The sequence below is a fragment of the Pseudoalteromonas phenolica genome, assembly GCF_005876835.1.
GTDB lineage: Bacteria > Pseudomonadota > Gammaproteobacteria > Enterobacterales > Alteromonadaceae > Pseudoalteromonas > Pseudoalteromonas phenolica_B.
On the sequence record NZ_PPSW01000045.1, the window covers coordinates 1 to 17,817 of the forward strand.

Annotated in this window: 8 protein-coding genes; 5 read left to right on the forward strand and 3 right to left on the reverse strand. The window is 45.6% G+C overall.

All coding sequences use genetic code 11. The features are described 5' to 3' along the window. The first annotated feature begins 37 nt into the window (after nt 1-37). The 5 genes from C1E24_RS19490 to C1E24_RS19510 all read left to right on the forward strand — a co-directional run bounded on the left by C1E24_RS19490 (nt 38) and on the right by C1E24_RS19510 (nt 15,378). Nucleotides 38-7,099 carry an SdrD B-like domain-containing protein gene (locus C1E24_RS19490; protein ID WP_206078147.1) on the forward strand — a complete coding sequence of 2,354 codons (7,062 nt, stop codon included), beginning with the start codon at nt 38-40 and terminating at the stop codon, nt 7,097-7,099. Continuing rightward, the gene (locus C1E24_RS19495; RefSeq protein ID WP_138484378.1) at nt 7,092-11,168 is read left to right on the forward strand and encodes an OmpA family protein; all 4,077 of its coding nucleotides are present in this window, start codon (nt 7,092-7,094) and stop codon (nt 11,166-11,168) included. Before C1E24_RS19490 ends, C1E24_RS19495 begins: the two co-directional genes overlap by 8 nt. 592 nt (nt 11,169-11,760) lie before the next feature. Then, on the forward strand, nt 11,761-14,307 hold the full coding sequence (gene rnr, locus C1E24_RS19500) for a ribonuclease R (RefSeq protein ID WP_138484380.1): 2,547 nt from the start codon (nt 11,761-11,763) through the stop codon (nt 14,305-14,307). Between the two features lie 5 nt (nt 14,308-14,312). Further along, on the forward strand, nt 14,313-15,050 hold the full coding sequence (rlmB, locus tag C1E24_RS19505; RefSeq protein ID WP_058028683.1) for a 23S rRNA (guanosine(2251)-2'-O)-methyltransferase RlmB: 738 nt from the start codon (nt 14,313-14,315) through the stop codon (nt 15,048-15,050). A 49-nt stretch (nt 15,051-15,099) separates the two neighbouring features. Then, nucleotides 15,100-15,378 (forward strand): hypothetical protein, encoded by a 279-nt coding sequence (locus tag C1E24_RS19510; protein WP_138484382.1) that lies wholly within the window; start codon nt 15,100-15,102, stop codon nt 15,376-15,378. Nucleotides 15,379-15,435: 57 nt separating this feature from the next. On the opposite strand, the gene yjjG is transcribed toward C1E24_RS19510, so the two are convergent. The 3 genes from yjjG to C1E24_RS19525 form a co-directional block, all read right to left on the reverse strand. Continuing rightward, nucleotides 15,436-16,122, reverse strand: coding sequence for a pyrimidine 5'-nucleotidase (yjjG, locus tag C1E24_RS19515; protein ID WP_138484384.1), 687 nt, complete (start codon nt 16,120-16,122; stop codon nt 15,436-15,438). 7 nt (nt 16,123-16,129) lie between these two features. Then, the gene (gene yjjX, locus C1E24_RS19520; protein WP_138484386.1) at nt 16,130-16,666 is read right to left on the reverse strand and encodes an inosine/xanthosine triphosphatase; all 537 of its coding nucleotides are present in this window, start codon (nt 16,664-16,666) and stop codon (nt 16,130-16,132) included. A 101-nt stretch (nt 16,667-16,767) separates the two neighbouring features. Then, a complete protein-coding gene (locus C1E24_RS19525; RefSeq protein WP_138484389.1) occupies nt 16,768-17,667 on the reverse strand; it encodes a phosphoribulokinase in 900 nt (299 codons plus the stop codon). Nucleotides 17,668-17,817 lie beyond the last annotated feature (150 nt).

The window sequence follows — 17,817 nt, forward strand, 5'->3', positions numbered from 1 at the left end:
GTCAGGTCTGACAAATCATTTAGACGGTAAAGAGTATTTGATTGTTGGTGCAAATCGCACTGGATCGCAAACTGCAAACAATACGGTTGTGGTTGATTTAACTGCAAATACACGTTCAGCAATTGTGGACTTCACAGAGCAACTAGGCACAATTCCTTATTCGATCTCAGGTAGCGTATTCCTAGATACGTTACAAGATGGTGAACTAGAAGCCGCTGAGCTTGATAAAGCTTTAGAAAACATCACAGTAACTTTAACGGGTAAAGACAAGTTCGGTCGTGCGGTGTCACTAACACGCACCACAGATATCAATGGTCAGTACATTTTTGCAGACTTAACAGAAGCAAACAAAGATGGCTATTCAGTCATAGCTACATTCTCAGGTAGTGCAGCGCATAAAGTTGGTAAATACTATATTGCCATTGGCACAAATCGCACTGGCTCAAACGTTGATAGTAGTACTGTAAACGTCGATCTTAGTGGCGCGAACAAGTCAGTGATCGTAGATTTTACTGAAAAACTGAAACCAGTTAATTACGAAGTATCTGGCCGTGTCTTCCTTGATACCTTGCAAGACGGTGAATTAGAAGCAGCCGAGTTAGATGAGGCTATTAAAGACATCGCTGTCACGTTAACTGGTCAAGATATCTTTGGCCGCGCAGTGTCGCTCACCCGAACCACAGATGTGAACGGCTTGTATGCATTCGATAACCTAGTCGAAGCCAATGCTGATGGTTATACCGTATCAGCTGCATTCTCTGGCAATGCGTTGAATGAAAATGGTCAAGACTATCTAAGCATTGGTGCTACTCGAACCAAGTCGAATACGGCAAACAGTATCGTCAAAGTTGATCTAACGGGGGCCAACAAATCAGCAACCATAGATTTTACTGAAAAACTTAAGCCAGTTAGTTACGAAGTATCAGGTCGCATATTCCTAGATACTTTACAAGACGGTGAACTTGAAACGGCTGAGTTAGACAAAGCACTTGAAAACATCACAGTCACGCTGACTGGTAAAGACAAATTCGGTCGCGATGTATCACTGACGCGCACAACAGATGTTAATGGCCAGTACACGTTTGCTGATTTAACCGAAGCGAATGCTGATGGTTACAGCGTGACAGCGACACAGTCAGGTCTGACAAATCACCTAGACGGTAAAGACTACTTGGTTGTTGGTGCAAATCGCACTGGATCACAAACGGTAAGCAATACAGTTGTGGTTGATCTAACGGCCAATACACGCTCAGCAACCGTAGACTTCACTGAGCAGCTAGACACAATTGCTTATTCGATCCCAGGTCGCGTATTCCTTGATACCTTGCAGGATGGCGAACTTGAAGTTAATGAACTAGATAAAGCGCTTGAAAACATCACAGTGACCCTGACAGGTAAAGACAAGTTTGGTCGCGCGGTGTCACTTACACGCACTACTGATGTTAATGGTCAGTACACGTTTGCAGATTTAACCGAAGCGAATGCTGATGGTTACAGCGTGACAGCAACACAGTCAGGCCTGACAAATCATTTAGACGGTAAAGACTACTTGGTTGTAGGTGCAAGTCGCACTGAATCGCAAACAGTAAGCAATACAGTTGTGGTTGATCTAACAGCCAATAAACGCTCAGCAACCGTAGACTTCACCGAGCAACTTGAACCAGAGCAACGCAGCATATCTGGTCGTGTGTTCTTAGATACTCAACAAGACGGTGAGCTTGAAGCGGCAGAGCTTGATAAAGCCCTTGAAAACATCACTATAACGCTGACAGGTAAAGACAAGTTTGGTCGTGCAGTTTCGCACACTCAAGCAACCAAAGTTGACGGTACTTACTCGTTCACTGGTTTAACAGCTGCAAATGATGCGGGTTATCAAGTTGCTGCGGTTGCTGCGGGCTTTATAAATGGTAAAGACTACCTCACCATTGCGGGTGCGACGGTGGTATCAGAAACAGCAAATAACACTGTTTTAGTGCAACTAAATGGCTCGAATGAGCAAGCAAGAGTTGATTTCACCGAGGCACCAAATGTGGGCGAAGGTCAAATCACAGGTCGTGTATTCTTTGATGCTCAGCAAGATGGTGAGTTAGAAGCTGCTGAATTAGATAAACCGCTATCGGCTGTGTCAATCTCACTTGTAGGTACAGATATTTATGGTCGTACCGTAACGTTCCAGACGCAAACCAATGAGCTAGGTCAATTTAACTTCACCAACTTAACTGCTGCGAATAATGCTGGCTACTTAGTTACAGCGGGATCTGGTGGCTTTAGCAATGGTCTTGATTACTTAACCATCGCAAGGTCAACAACCCAGCTAGATGCAGGGAATAACGCCATTGTAGTGAAGCTAACTGAAACAACGCTGACAGCAAATATTGATTTCACAGAGCAACCTAACGATGGCGCTAAAACGATCCGTGGCTCTGTGTTTGTTGATACCGAGCAAGATGGTCAATTAGAGGCTGCTAAAGGCGATGCCGCATTAGCACAGGTGATTGTGACTCTTACAGGTCGAGATCAATATGGTCGTGACGTCAATCAAACTGCGCAAACTGATGTCCAAGGTAGCTTTGAATTTACCCGCTTACATGAAGCAGATAGCGCAGGTTATGTGATCACACATGCACTTGTGTCGCCATATCGTGATGGTTTTGATTACCAAGATGGCGCACGCACAGCGAAACAGCCTGACACTGAGCATACCCATGGCATCCGTTTTGAGTCACAAGAGACGGTTGTGTATGACATGACAGAGCGCTTACCTGCCAATGAAGCGGTTATTTCTGGGCAATTGATTGTCGATATTGATCAGAACGGTCGTTTCGATGAACAGGATATCGCCATTGCTGATGCTCAGATCACCTTAACGGGTAAAGATCTATTAGCGCGTGATGTGTCTCTATCGGTGCAAACAGATGCACAAGGGCGTTTTGAATTTACGCAATTATTTGCATCGAATAGCCAAGGTTATCAACTCGTGCATCAGCAAGTTGCGCCTTACTTAGACGGGCTTGATTATCTTGACGGTAAGCAAGTTGCAACAGTGGATGATGTGATTGCAAATATTACCATCACTGCGGCGTCACGTACGTCATTGTTACTAACCGAGCAGTTGCCTGAAAACACCGCTAAGATATCGGGTCGCGTGTTTGTGGATATTGCTCAAAATGGTGTATTTGAAGCACAAGACGTCGTGTTACCTCAAGTAACCATAGAACTGTCAGGTCAAAATGTATTAGGTCAAAGCGTATCGCTTACTACCCAGACTGATGAGCAAGGTGACTTTAACTTCGAGCAGTTGTATGCATCTGATGCTAAGGGTTATCAAGTAAGCCAAGTACAGCCAGCACAGTATATTGATGGTGCTGACTACTTAAATACGCAACGTATTTCAGAGCAAAATGATTTGATCTCTGATCTGGTTCTGAATGCGGGTCAGCAGCAAACGTCGCTGATTTTCACTGAGCAATTTAATGAATTAGGCAGCATTGCTGCACAGGTTTATTTAGATGCGGATCAGAATGGTGTACCAAGTGACAGTGAACTGGGCCTACCGGCTGTTACTGTGACATTAGTCGGGACTGATATTTATGGTCGTGAGGTTTCGCTTGAACAGTCAACAAATGAGCAAGGTATTGTTAAGTTCGAAGGGCTTGCTGCCAGTGACACGCAAGGTTATGTATTAACTCAGTCTCAACCAGAAGGTTACTTTGATGGTAAAGAGTCTGATCAAGGCGAAGTACTTGCTGAAAACAACGATCAGATCAGTATCACACTTGCGTCTGAACAACAAAAAGCTGGGCTTGCCTTTGCTGAGCTTGAAGCGGGTAGCATTGCCGGTCATGTTTATGTCGATAGTGATAACAGCGGTACATTTGCAAGTGATGCAGATCGTGCAATTGCTTATGTGGCATTAACGCTAAAAGGTAGTGACTTATTTGGTCAGCCGCTAGAGCGTCAGGTTCAAACTGATATTGATGGCGCATACCAGTTTACTGGGTTACCACCAAGTGATGGCAACGGGTATCAGATAAGCCAAGCGCAACCTGAGTTCTACCTCGATGGCTTAGATTATATTGCTGGCGCCTTAGTTGAAAACTCAGCGCAAACAGATGTTATTTATGTTGGCGTATTAAAATCAGCACAGCAGATCAACAACATAGACTTCACAGAAACGTATGGTCTTACGGTGATGGGTTATGTGTTTGTTGATAAACAAGACCAAGGTGTTTTAACACTAGCAGACGATATGTCAGAGATTGCAATTGCCAACAGTGAAATCACGCTAATAGGCTATGACTACCGTGGTAAGTCGATTGAAATGACCACCATCACCGACGAAAACGGTCAGTATCGTTTTGAAAAACTTGCACCGAGTGATGAGCAAGGTTATGCGATTTCGCAGACCACTCAGCCAAGCGATTACATCGATGGTTCTGAGTCACTTAACGAAGAAGTGTTTGCCAACTCGAAAGGCCGCGACGACATCTTTACGGTTGAGCTAAAAGAGTTACAAACCTTCGGTATGTATAATTTTGCTGAGCTACCTCGAGCTTCATTAGCTGGCGCCGTATACGTTGATAGCAACGAAGACGGTGTGCTTAATGATTCTGAGCAGCTACGTGTTGGTAATGTTGAGATCATCTTAGAGGGCACAACCTTAGAGGGTGAAGCAGTGAACCTGACAGTGCGCACTGATGAGCAAGGTGAATACTTGTTCGACTACCTTCGTCCTGGCCAATACAGCATTACTCAAACTCAACCATCAGCATGGCTAGACGGCGAAGAGCAACTTGGTTCATTAGGCGGCGAAGTCGGTCAGGATACCTTCACAAACATCAATCTTGAGCTTGGCGTAAAAGGAGCTGGCTACTACTTTGCTGAACGTGGTAGTCATTTAAGCGGTACGGTTTATGTCGATTTAAATGACAATGGTACTCAAGAAAGTAATGAGCTGGGTCTTGCGAATACACAGCTAGTCATTTCGGGGACCGACTTAGACGGTCAACCAGTGCAACGTGAAGTACTGACTGACGGGTATGGTCGTTATCAGTTTAAGCAACTGCCACTGAGTGGTAGCGAAGGCTTTACTATCACCGAAACGCAACCTGAGAATACTCAAGATGGTCTAGACAGCATCGGTAGTATTGGCGGTGTACAAGAGCAAAATGACGAACTAAAGCACATTCAGATCACCGAGCATGTCACCCATGCCGTAGACTATAACTTCGGTGAGCAACTGATGGACCCTGCAAGTATCAGTGGCCTAGTCTGGCTCGATAAAAATCATAACCGCGCCAAAGACGACAACAACGGTCAATCTGGTTGGATAGTCGAGCTATTACTAGATCCGCAAACGGGTGAAGCAAATCCACTTGATGCTGAGCCACTGGCGACAACAACCTCAGATGAAAATGGTCGCTACACGTTTGCAGGCCTACCAGTTGGTACCTATGAAATTCGTTTCCGCCACCCTCAAGGTGGGGTTATTTACGGCACGCCAGTGACTGATGACCCTGACGCATCGAGCGAAAAAGGCACCATCTTAAACCTTCGTTTAAGTGCCGGAGAAGAGGTCGACAACCAGTCATTACCTATTGACCCATCGGGTGTAGTGTACGATGCGCAAACGCGTAAGCCAATTCAAGGTGCGATCGTGAAGATCATCGGCCCTGCAGGCTTTGAACCAGATCTACACTTGGTTGGTGGCAGTGCGAACGTTGAACAGACGACCGCAGAAGATGGTTTCTATCAGTTCTTATTCTTCGCGCAAGCACCAACGGGTATTTACCGTTTAGAAGTCACCGAGCCGGTTGGTTACTTAGCGGGAGGATCGACACAGATCCCTGTATGTGAAAACACCTTAACCGCAGGTGCGAGTGAGCTACCTATATTGGTGCATTTTGAAGAGTTGGTACCACAGTTAGATGCCCCAATTCATGATCCGAGCGCGTGTGTGGCACATTCAGATCAGATCACTCAAAACAACACCAGTACTCAATACTATATGAGTTTCTATATTGACCCTACGTTGCCATCTGGCAATGTGGTGAATAACCATATTCCGCTCGACCCGTACGGCGATGACATGGTGCAGGTAAGTAAAACCGCATTAAAACAAGATGTGGTGATTGGTGAGCTAGTGCCTTATCAGATCAGCTACAAGAACCGCTCTAGTGAGACATTAGCGCCACTTTCTTTAATCGACCAACTACCAGCTGGCCTGAAATATGTGCCGGGTAGTGCTCGTGTTGATGGTTTTGCCAAAGAACCTGAAGTACTTGGTCGCGTACTACGTTGGCACAGTTACAGCCTGGCTCCTGAGCAAGTGATAAACATCGAGCTGATGGTTGTGGTGGGTAGTGGTGTAAGCCAAGGCACTTATATTAACCAAGCATGGAGCGAGTTTATTGGCGGTCAGCATTCACTCGATAGCGGCTGGCGTATTTCAAATATTGCCACTGCGGCTGTGCGCGTTATTCCAGATCCGGTCTTCGATTGTAGTGACTTAAGCGGTAAGGTGTTTAATGACCTTAACCGTAATGGCTACCAAGACGGCAATGAAAAAGGCCTGCCAGCGGTGCGTCTAGCCACGGCACAAGGCTTGTGGATCACCACCGACGAGCATGGCCGTTATCACTTAGCCTGTGCCGATATTCCAAATGCGGTACGTGGTAGCAACTTCATCGTTAAAGTCGATGAGCGTAGCTTACCGTCTGGTGTACGTATTGTGTCTGAAAACCCACGCGTAGTGCGTTTAACGCGTGGTAAATCACAGCAAGTTGATTTTGCTGCCAATATTCACCGAGTGGCGCGTATTCAACTGACACCAAGCGCGTTTGTTGAAAACCAACTTGCTGATAATTACGAAACACGTTTAGTGGCATTACTTGATGCGCTAGATACGCGTCCAACGGTGATCCGCATGGCTTATCAAGCCAAGCCATCACTACAGACAGATCAAAAACTGAACAACTTAAAGCACTGGCTAAGCGAACAAGCTGAGCTCAGAGAATTACAGCTAACCATAGAAACAGAAATGACCCCAGTAGCAATTCCTACCTTGTCTTCTAAAACGCAGGAGACAAGCCATGACTAAATACCCTTCATTGAGCCCAATTATGCTTGGGCTAGTTTTGGGCCTGCCAGCTTATGTGCAGGCTGAGGAAGCGCAACCCGTACTACCTAAAGCTGGGGTGGCGAAAAACACCGAGCAAGTGTTAGTACAAAAGCACTTTGTATTTCATGGTCTAGCCGCACCGACCCCTAAAACGGTGCAAGAAGATTACACTGAGCAAAGCGATCATAAAGCGGAGTTTATAAAAGAGTCGGCCATTCGCTTCGTATCGGGTAAGCATTACTTAACCGGCTCAACACGTCGTGAAATGAATCGTATTGTGGATTTTTTACGTGGTAAAAAGCAGCTGCGTATTCATTTTATTGGTCATGCCGATTCACAGCGCTTAAGTCCGAGAGCGAAAAAGATCTATAAAACCAACCAAGGTCTGTCTGAACACCGAGCGAAAATTGTGTCGGAGTTCTTCCGTCAGCAGTTAGAACTCGATCCTTCGGTGATCACCACAGAAGGTCGCTCGAACCACGAGCCAGTCGCAGATAACGGCACCCTTGAGGGGATGGCGAGAAACCGTCGCGTAGAAGTCATTGCCGTCTACATTGAAGAAAAAACCAAAACCCGTGAAGTAATGGGCGCAATGCCGAGTCGTGATCTGGTTTGTCAGGGCGCGCTTGCTAATGCAGCACCTATGATGATCACATTAGATGGTGAAGCGTTTTCTGATCAAGACAGCAGTAATAACGCTGATGAACAGCGTTGTGCTGACGTTGCATTAGCCAACATGCAACTGCAACTGAAATACGACCCAATTAATCTTATTCCGCGTTTGAGTGTGCAGCATGCACTCACTAAGTCGGGCAATACCCTGATGATGCACTTGCGTGGTTACAGCAACTATGATGCATTTATTGATTATGCCGAAGTGCAGATCATGGCGCCGGATGGTCGTTCAATTCTAACCAAGGTTAAATTAGACAAAAATCACAATGGCAAATGGCGACTACCGGGCAATTTGTTAGGCATGAGTTTGCAGTATCGCCTGCGTGTATACGACAAACACGGTCGCTACGACGATACACAAATGCAGCAAGTGGACTTTAGACCGCGCTTTGCGGTCGAAGCTGACAAAGTCGATGGCTACTTGATGACCGCCTACGGCGAGTCGCAGATTGCACAAAAGAATATCAAGCTCAATGGCGGCATGTTGACTCTGTACGGTGAGCAAGTGCCAGATCGCCATAACGTGTATTTCTTAGGGCGCACCGTTGCCATTACCCGTGAGCGTAAGTTTGTGCATCAACAAATTGTCCATACCGGTTTCCATCGTGCCGAAGTTGCGGTACTTGATGGTGACGGTAACGGCCATTTAATTCACCGCGACTTGGAGCTGCCAGAAAGCGATTGGTTTTATGTGGCGATGGCTGATCTGACACTGGGTCAAAACAGTCACAATGGGCCTGTTGAGCTACTTTCTAGCGATCACAATAAAGATGACAATTTATTCGCAACGGGTCGTTTAGCCGGTTACATCACAGGTAAATGGCGCGACGAATACAAGGTCACTGCTCGGATCGACACCCAAGAGCAGCCAGTCAATAAACTGCTATCTGGGTTACATGAAAAAGATCCAAATAGCCTGTTCCGTCGCTTAGAAGAAGAGCAACACCCAGCCGAATATGGCGACGATTCAGTAGTGCAAGATGATGCGCCTTCAAACGGTAAAGTGTATTTAAAAATCGCCAAAGATGACTCGCACCTGATGTGGGGTAACTTCTTTACTAAGATCCAAGATACCGAGCTGGCGCGAGTTGAGCGCGGCTTATACGGTTTACAAACTCAGTATCAGAGCGAAGCAAAAACCAGTTTTATGGATGCAAGCACCCAAGCGCAAGTGTTTGTAGCCCAAGCCGAAACCATGCCTGCGTTTGAGTCTCATCGCGCGACAGGCGGCTCACTCTATTACTTACAGCATCAAGATATTGTGCGCGGCTCTGAGCAGCTTGCCATTGAAGTACGTGACAAAACCTCAGGCTTAGTACTCGTAAGACGCTCGTTGATGGCAGGGCAAGATTACGACATTGATGCGTTGCAAGGCCGAGTGATTCTTAATCGTCCGCTGTCTTCATTTGAACAAGACGATCTGGTGGTGCGCGCCGCAGCCATGGATGCCAATCCGGTATTCTTAACGGCGCAATACGAATTTACCCCAGGTTTTGATGAGCTCGACAACCTCTCTTACGGTGCGCGTGTTAGTCATTGGCTAACCGAGCAAGTGAAAGTGGGCGCGACACTGAGCGAACAGCAACTCGATAGTCATGATGACAGCTTATATGCCCTAGATGCCACTTATCGACTGAGCGAGCACAGCTATGTAAAAGTTGAAGTAGCGCAGTCAGAGGGTATTGGCGAAACACTGAACTCATTTAATGGCGGCATGAATTTTAATCCGGTGCAATCGGGCATGTTACCTGTAAAAGCCAATGCGCAGCGCATTGAAGCGGCATTCTCTCTGGCCGACTTATTTACTCAAAATAATGATGAGGCAGAAGAGGCATCGCGTCTGCAATTCTATTGGCAAAAAATGCAAGCTGGCTTCTCGGGTGTGGGCCAAACCAGTCGCACCGATACTACACTTGCGGGTATTAAAGGCGAGTTTGAGCTCAGTGATGACACTCAGTTAATCGTCAAAGCCGATCAAAATAAACAACAAGCCCTTGAACAGCGTCAAGCAGTAGAAGTGAATTTTGCTCATCAGGTGAGTGACAATTGGCAAGCAACCGCGGGGATTCGTCATGACGATAGAGAGCCATTACAGGTGCTTGCTAATTCAACACCTTCGCCGCTCAACCTAGATCAAGGCGCGCGCACCGATGCTGTTGTGCAACTCGACTACCAAGGTGCGACAGATTGGCAGGCCTATGGCTTTGTGCAAGCTACTTTGAATAGTGAGTCGAGCAGGTTGAGTAATAATCGTGTCGGTCTAGGTGGTGAAATTCAGTTGACTGAAAAGCTGGCTCTTAATGGTGAAATCTCTGACGGTAACTTGGGCTTGGCTGGAAAAGTCGGTGTCAGCTATGACTATGCGCCAGAAAGTAACCTTTATGTAGATTTTAGTGATGACCCTGATGGCGGCATTATTACTCAAGGCAAGCAGAAAAATTGGGTAACGGGGGCTAAGCATCGTTTTAACGACAGTACCAGCATGTATGCCGAGCAGTTATGGCAATCACAAGCGCAACAACAGGGGCTAACTCACGCTTATGGTATTGATCATCAAATTAATAGTCGTTGGCTGGTGGGGGTGAACTTTGAGACGGGTGAGCTAGAAAGTGATACCAGCAAAGTGCAGCGCGATGGCACAGGACTGTCACTTAGTTATACCTCGCCGATTTTTCAGTGGCGCAGTGCCATTGAATATCGTGAAGATCAAGACAGCACACAAACTCGTACGTCTTGGTTAACGCGTCAAAACTTACGTGCCAACTTAAACGAAGATTGGCGCGCACAATTGCGCTTTGATTGGGCGAAGAGTGATTCATCTCAACAAGCCGAAGTGGGCGCGTTGAATAGCGACTTTACTGAAGCACAGTTTGGAGTTGCATATCGACCATTAAAAGCGAGCCCTTGGTCGGGACTTGCGTCAGTGACCTATCTTGAAGATTTAGCTCCCGCTGGCCAGTTAAATGGTATTGGTCTTGATAATACACCACAGCAACGCAGCCGAGTTTGGGCGGTGGACGTGAATTATCAGCTCACATCTAAATGGCGTTTTGGCACTAAACTCGCTGAGCGTCATGGTGAAATGCGTATGCGTGATGGCAACAGTCCATGGTTCGACTCAACTGCATCACTCCAAGTGTTTAGAGCCGACTACCATTTACAGCATAACTGGGATGCTACATTAGAATGGCGCCGCCTAGCCGTAGACTTGGCACAAGATCAACGCGAAGGCGCGTTAATTGGTATTCATCGCCACATTGGTGAACACATGAAGTTAGGTGTGGGCTACAACTTTACCGACTTCTCTGATGATCTCACCGATTTAGATTACGACTCAAAAGGTTGGTTTATCAACATAGTGGGTAAATTCTAAGTTTTGAGCGTGGCATAAAGCCAAGCCTACAGGCTTTTAACTGAGTTTGGCGTGTAGGCGCGATTTTACATCGCGCATTTGTAGGTCGTCGTTTACGGCGACAATTTGAATTTATGTTCTCTGTTTTGTTGGGCTAAAGCCACGACCTATAGTTAAAACACGCACTTGAATTGTAGGCGCGATTTTACATCGCGCATTTGTAGGTCGTCGTTTACGGCGACAATTTGAATTTATGTTCTCTGTTTTGTTGGGCTAAAGCCACGACCTATAGTTAAAACACGCACTTGAATTGTAGGCGCGATTCTACATCGCGCATTTGTAGGTCGTCGTTCACGGCGACAATTTAAATTTAGGTTCTGTGCTTTGTCGGGCTAAAGCCACGACCTACAGTTAAAACAAGCACTTGAATTGTAGGCGCGATTTTATATCGCGCATTTGTAGGTCGCCGTTGACGGCGACAACCGATTTCATGACAAAAGCCTATTTATTTTCGCTTCAAACTAAATTGTTTATAAAAGCTTCATCTTGATAGTTAGGTCATTATTCAGAAGTGCGTTAGAATAGAGGTAACTTTATTCGAAAATAGCAGTGAATGACAAAACAGGATCCCCATCTCCAACGAGAGCAAGAAAAATACGATAACCCGGTACCAAGCCGCGAGTTTATTTTAGAGCACATCAAAAAAGCCCCAGCGAAAGCCACGACGTTTAGCCATCTTTGTAGCAGTCTTAATGTATTTGAAGAAGACCGACAAATTGCATTTAAGCGTCGCTTGCGTGCAATGGAGCGTGACGGTCAGCTGCATTTTAATAAATTTAAGCGCTACGTGATCCCAACTGACGATGGATTAGTGAAAGGTCGTGTGATTGGGCATCGTGATGGTTTTGGCTTTTTAGTCGTTGAAGGTGAGCCAAAAGATTGGTTTATTGCTAAACACCAGATGAACTCGGTATTACACGGTGATATCGTACTTGCAAAGGCGGCCAGTCGCGGCAGTGGCGGTAAAGTCGAAGCGCGTATTGTTCGTGTGCTTGAAAGTGAGCGCGCGCCGATTATAGGCCGTTACTTCGTCGAGTATGGCTCTGCGGTGGTGGTGCCAGAAGATCCAAGGATCACGCAAGATATTATTATTCTGCCAGGCTCCGAAGGTGGTGCGCGTCACAACCAAATGGTGCAAGTGGAGATCACACAGCGTCCAAGTCGTCAAATGAATGCAGTGGGTCGTGTGACTGATGTACTGGGTGACCATATGGCACCGGGCATGGAAATTGAAGTGGCACTTCGCAACCATGATATTCCCCATGAATGGCCTGACAAAGTCGTTGACCAAGTTGCAAAGCATGGCGAATTTGTAGAAGAAGCAGATAAAAAAGGGCGTGTCGATTTACGTCACTTACCGCTAGTGACCATAGACGGTGAAGATGCCCGAGATTTTGACGATGCAGTTTACTGTGAGCGCAAAAAGTCAGGTGGCTGGCGTTTATGGGTCGCGATTGCTGATGTCTCGCACTATGTGCCAAAAGGCAGTCCGCTTGATAAAGAAGCGATAGAGCGCGGTAACTCAGTATATTTCCCTGAGCAAGTGATCCCTATGCTGCCAAAAGTGTTATCAAATGGCCTGTGTTCACTGAATCCGAAAGTAGACCGCCTATGTATGGTGGCAGAAATAACTGTGTCAGAAGCCGGTAATTTATCGGGTTATCGTTTTTACGAAGCGGTGATGAATTCACATGCACGACTAACTTACACCAAAGTACACAGCATTTTGCAAGGCGATGAAGTGCTACGTGAGCAATATGTAGAGCAAGTGCTTCATCTCACTGATTTGCACCAAATGTATATGGCGCTTAAGTCTTCTCGCCAGCAGCGCGGGGCGATTGAGTTTGAAACGGTTGAAACACGTTTTGTGTTTAACGCACATCGTAAGATTGAATCAATCGTACCTGTTGTTCGTAACGATGCACACAAACTCATTGAAGAGTGTATGATCTTAGCAAACGTCGCTGCGGCTAAACTGCTTGAAAAGCATGAAGCGCCAGCACTGTACCGTGTGCATGACGAGCCTGATCAAGAGAAGCTGAGCCACTTTAGACAGTTCTTAAATGACTTGGGTATTGAAAGTAATCTTGCTAACGACCCATCTCCATTAGAGTTGACCGAAGCACTTGCACAATTGGGTGAGCGTCCAGAGCAAGAGCTGATTCAAACCATGTTGCTCCGCTCAATGAAACAAGCGGTTTATCAGCCTGATAACATTGGTCACTATGGTTTGGCGTTAAAAGCCTATGCGCATTTTACTTCACCAATCCGACGCTATCCTGATCTGGTTGTGCACCGTGCGATCAAAGCTATTTTAGCATCACAAGGTCAACAAACATCTGGCGAATATGCCTATGAAAATGATGAAGCCGATCAGTTAGGCGAACAGTGTTCAATGACTGAGCGTCGTGCAGACGATGCGACTCGCGAAGTAGCCGACTGGCTGAAATGTGAGTTTATGCAAGATCATGTTGGCAGTGAGTTTAGCGGTGTTGTTTCATCGGTGACTAACTTTGGTTTATTTGTACGACTAGACGAGTTACAAATCGATGGCATGATCCATGTGTCGACACTGGGCAATGAGTTCTTCCATTTTGATGGTGCGAAACATTGCCTTGTGGGTGAGCACAGTCATCAGGTTTATCGTTTAGGCGACAAGTTACAAGTGCAAGTGTCGTCAGTCAGTTTAGACGAACGCCGTATCAATCTGGTGCTTGCGGGTGAGTTAGTGCAAGACCGCTATGCGCGCCGAAGAGCTAAGCCTTCAACAAGTCGCTCGACAGATAAACCGAGTCGTAAACCAAGCGTGCGAGAGCAGCTTAAAGCAGGTAAAATCCCGGGTAAATCGACTAAGTCGGGTGAGCAAGCGAGTGAAACTCGAGGCGAGAGCCATGATGCCAAGCGCAGCTCAAAACGTAACGAACAAGGTAAAAAGCCTAAAAAAGGCAAAAAGACGACGCCTAAAGGCAAACTAAAAAAAGCCAAGAAGGCAGCACTTGATAACCCAACGGGTGCTAAAAAGTCTAAAAAGACCAAAGCAAAGAAAACGCGTCCAGGTAAAAATGCCCGCAAACGCACGAAACCGAGCGCAGGAGAATAAAGACAGTGAGCAGTGAATTAATTTTTGGTTTTCATTCTATCGAAGCAATTTTAGCGAATGAACCTGAGCGCTTTTTAGAGATCTTTGCATTAAAAGGTCGTGAAGATAAGCGTTTGAACCCTGTAATTAATGAAGCGCGTAAATTTGGCATTTCAGTACAATTTATGCAGCGTAAAGCGTTAGATAATAAAGCCAATGGTGAGCAGCACCAAGGCATCATGGCACGTGTAAAACCTGCGCGTCAGTACAGCGAAAAAGATCTTGATGAGATCATTGCCCGTGAAGCAACACCTTTCTTCTTAGTATTAGACGGTGTTACTGATCCACATAATTTAGGTGCATGTTTGCGTAGTGCAGATGCGGCTGGAGTACATGGCGTGATTGTGCCAAAAGATAAGTCTGCAAAGCTTAATGGTACAGCCCGTAAAGTTGCTTGTGGCGCAGCGGAAACCGTACCACTTATTCAAGTAACTAACCTAGCGCGTACATTACGTGACATTAAAGAAGCCGGTGTATGGGTTGTTGGTACCGCTGGTGAAACGGATACCCATGTGTTCGATGCGAATCTAACAGGCCCGATGGCCATTGTTATGGGTGCTGAAGGTGACGGTATGCGCCGCTTAACACGCGAGCATTGCGACGTGTTAGTTAAAATCCCAATGGTTGGTACGGTATCAAGCTTGAACGTATCAGTAGCAACGGGCATTTGTTTATTTGAAGTGCTACGACAGCGTAGCCTTTAAGAAATAAGATAAATATATGAAAAAGCACGATTGATATCGTGCTTTTTTTGTGTCTGCGCGTGGCATAAAGCCAAGCCCACAGATAGTTGTCAGCTTTGGAATTGTAGGCGCGATTTTATATCGCGCTTATGTTTCTATGCGTGGCATAAAGCCAAGCCTACAGATAGTTGTCAGCTTTGGAATTGTAGGCGCGATTTTATATCGCGCTTATGTTTCTGTGCGTGGCATAAAACCAAGCCTACAAATAGTTTTCAGCTTTGGATTTGTAGGCGCGATTTTACATCGCGCTTATGTTTCTGTGCGTGGCATAAGCCAAGCCTACAGATAGTTTTCAGCTGTGGGTTTATAGGCGCGATTTTATATCGCGCAATGTTTAAATCTTTACCTACGCAGCAATTTTATCAGCTAATAACTCTGCTAACTCATACAAGGAGCTAACCGTATAGGTTGGCTCAACCCCGTTTTTACCTTCAACACCCTCGTGTTGTAACCAACAGCTATCAATGCCAAAACGACTTGCACCTAACACATCGCTTTCTAAGGTATCACCCACCATCAGCACCTTACTTTTATCTGGATTCCCCAGTTTTGCTAATGCTGCTTCGAAAGGTTCAGGTGCCGGTTTTGCTTTACCAATTTGCTCTGAAATGATCAAAGCTTCAAAGTAATCTGCAAAGCCGGTATGGGCTAAACGTTTTTGCTGCAATTTGGTAAAACCATTGGTGATGATCCCAAGTTTTACTTTGCCATGCAGTGATTCAAGCAGGGCTTTAGCGCCTAGCAATGGCTGACAGATCTCTGCCATGGCATCCAAAAATGCGTCGTTTAACTCTTGTGGTTTGACGTTGAGCTCTTCCGCTAACTTTGTGAAGCGAGTGACTTGCAACGTTTCAGCATTAATCTCACCATTTTGATATTGCACCCAAAGCGCTGCGTTATCGTCTTTATATCCTTGATAATCTTGCTCACTGAATTCAACACCATAGTTTAATAACATGGTTTTCAAACCTAGATAGGCGTTAAAGCTAAATAGGGTTTCGTCTGCATCAAATAAAATATGTGTGTACTGCATCGTGCTATCACTTATTGTAGAGTTCAGGGTGATTAAATGGCGCCATCGCAAGTAATAAAGCTTGTGTATAGCTACTTTCACGGGTTGCTAGATGATTGGTTAGTAAACCAATTGCACCGCCTTTTTGTTTGATGTTTTCGGTATTGAATAAATCATCCATCACATGGCCCAACTCCTCACCCGCCAGCAATTTATCATAAACCGATTGTGGTAGCGGCAAGTTGCAACTACGACCTATGCTGGTGTGTTTTCCGTTTGAAATTACCACGAAGGCAAAAGTGGCTGGACCATAGCTGAACTGATTTGCACCGCCTTCCATTGCGCAGTAAAAATCTGCCTGATGATGTTTTATAAGATGTTTAACGCGGTTTTCAGCACCGATACGAGTATCGTCTTCTCCTAAAGGCTGATCGGGCACGCCACTTGGGGCATGCATACCTTGGCAATCAAGCGTGTGCTCAGGAAAGTACTGTGTGAAAATTTCTTTGGCAGCGGCCACTTTGACCAGATTTTGTGAGCCAACAAGTATTTTTAAAGAAGGCATTATCCCGTGCTCCTTTTATCAGTTGAGCAACTAGTCTAATGTTTTATGAGCGACTTAACTATGTTTTAAATGTTAGAAATAATGAATCGTTGAATTGCTCTCTAAATGGGTAAATCAACCGGTGCCATATTTTCCAGCGCCCGTTTTTTTACCAGCAGATCTTTTATCAGCGGGGTTAATACAAGCTCCATCGCGAGACCCATCTTTCCTCCTGGAACAACCAAAGTATTGACTCGAGACATAAAGCTGCCATCGATCATTTGCAGGTAATAAGGAAAGTCCACGTTATCGATACCACGAAAGCGAATAACCACAAAGCTTTCATCGAGAGAAGGGATATCTTTGGCGCTAAATGGATTTGAGGTATCAACGGTTGGTACGCGCTGAAAGTTAATGTGTGTGCGAGAAAACTGTGGCGTAATATGGGTAATGTAATCATCCATACTTCGAACAATAGAGGTCATCACAGCTTCACGAGAATGGCCACGCTCATTAGTATCGCGGATCATTTTTTGGATCCACTCAAGGTTAACAATAGGTACCATGCCAATCAGTAAATCAACATGCTTAGCAACGTCGTGTTCATCAGTTACCACACCACCATGTAACCCTTCATAAAACAACATGTCAGAGTTAGGCTCTAAATCTTGATAGGGGGTGAAGGTGCCGGGGAGTTGGTTATAAGGCACGGCTTCATCAAAGGTGTGTAAATAGCGCCTTAGTTTACCCATGCCATGCTCACCATATTCTGCAAACAAGGTTTCAAGACCGGCAAAGTCATTGGCCTCTTGGCCAAAGTAACTGATATGCTTGCCTTCTTGCAGCGCTTCTCGTTTTAATTTGTCCATTTCTGGGCGGGTGAAACGATGAAAACTATCGCCCTCTACAAAAGCAGCATTCGCCTCAAGGCTGCGAAAAATATGTTTAATCGCATTGGTGGTAGTGGTAGTGCCGGCACCTGAGCTACCTGTTATCGCAATGATCGGGTGTTTTTGAGACATATTAACCTGCTAATGATTGTAATTATAAGCGCAAATAGGTGATTTACCCGTTTGATGTTACCTGAAGGTTAAGAGATAGCAAGCATTTCAAATTCAGTGCTCTTAGAGTGCTTTGGTTGTGTTTTGTTTTTGGTGAAATGCAAAAGCCTC

Excerpts from the sequence above, each read along its gene's own strand:
- C1E24_RS19525 (WP_138484389.1), bottom strand. The coding sequence starts at position 17,667 with ATGTCTCAAAAACACCCGATCATTGCGATAACAGGTAGCTCAGGTGCC.
- C1E24_RS19495 (WP_138484378.1), top strand. The coding sequence starts at position 7,092 with ATGACTAAATACCCTTCATTGAGCCCAATTATGCTTGGGCTAGTTTTG.
- rnr (WP_138484380.1), top strand. The coding sequence starts at position 11,761 with ATGACAAAACAGGATCCCCATCTCCAACGAGAGCAAGAAAAATACGAT.
- yjjX (WP_138484386.1), bottom strand. The coding sequence starts at position 16,666 with ATGCCTTCTTTAAAAATACTTGTTGGCTCACAAAATCTGGTCAAAGTG.
- yjjG (WP_138484384.1), bottom strand. The coding sequence starts at position 16,122 with ATGCAGTACACACATATTTTATTTGATGCAGACGAAACCCTATTTAGC.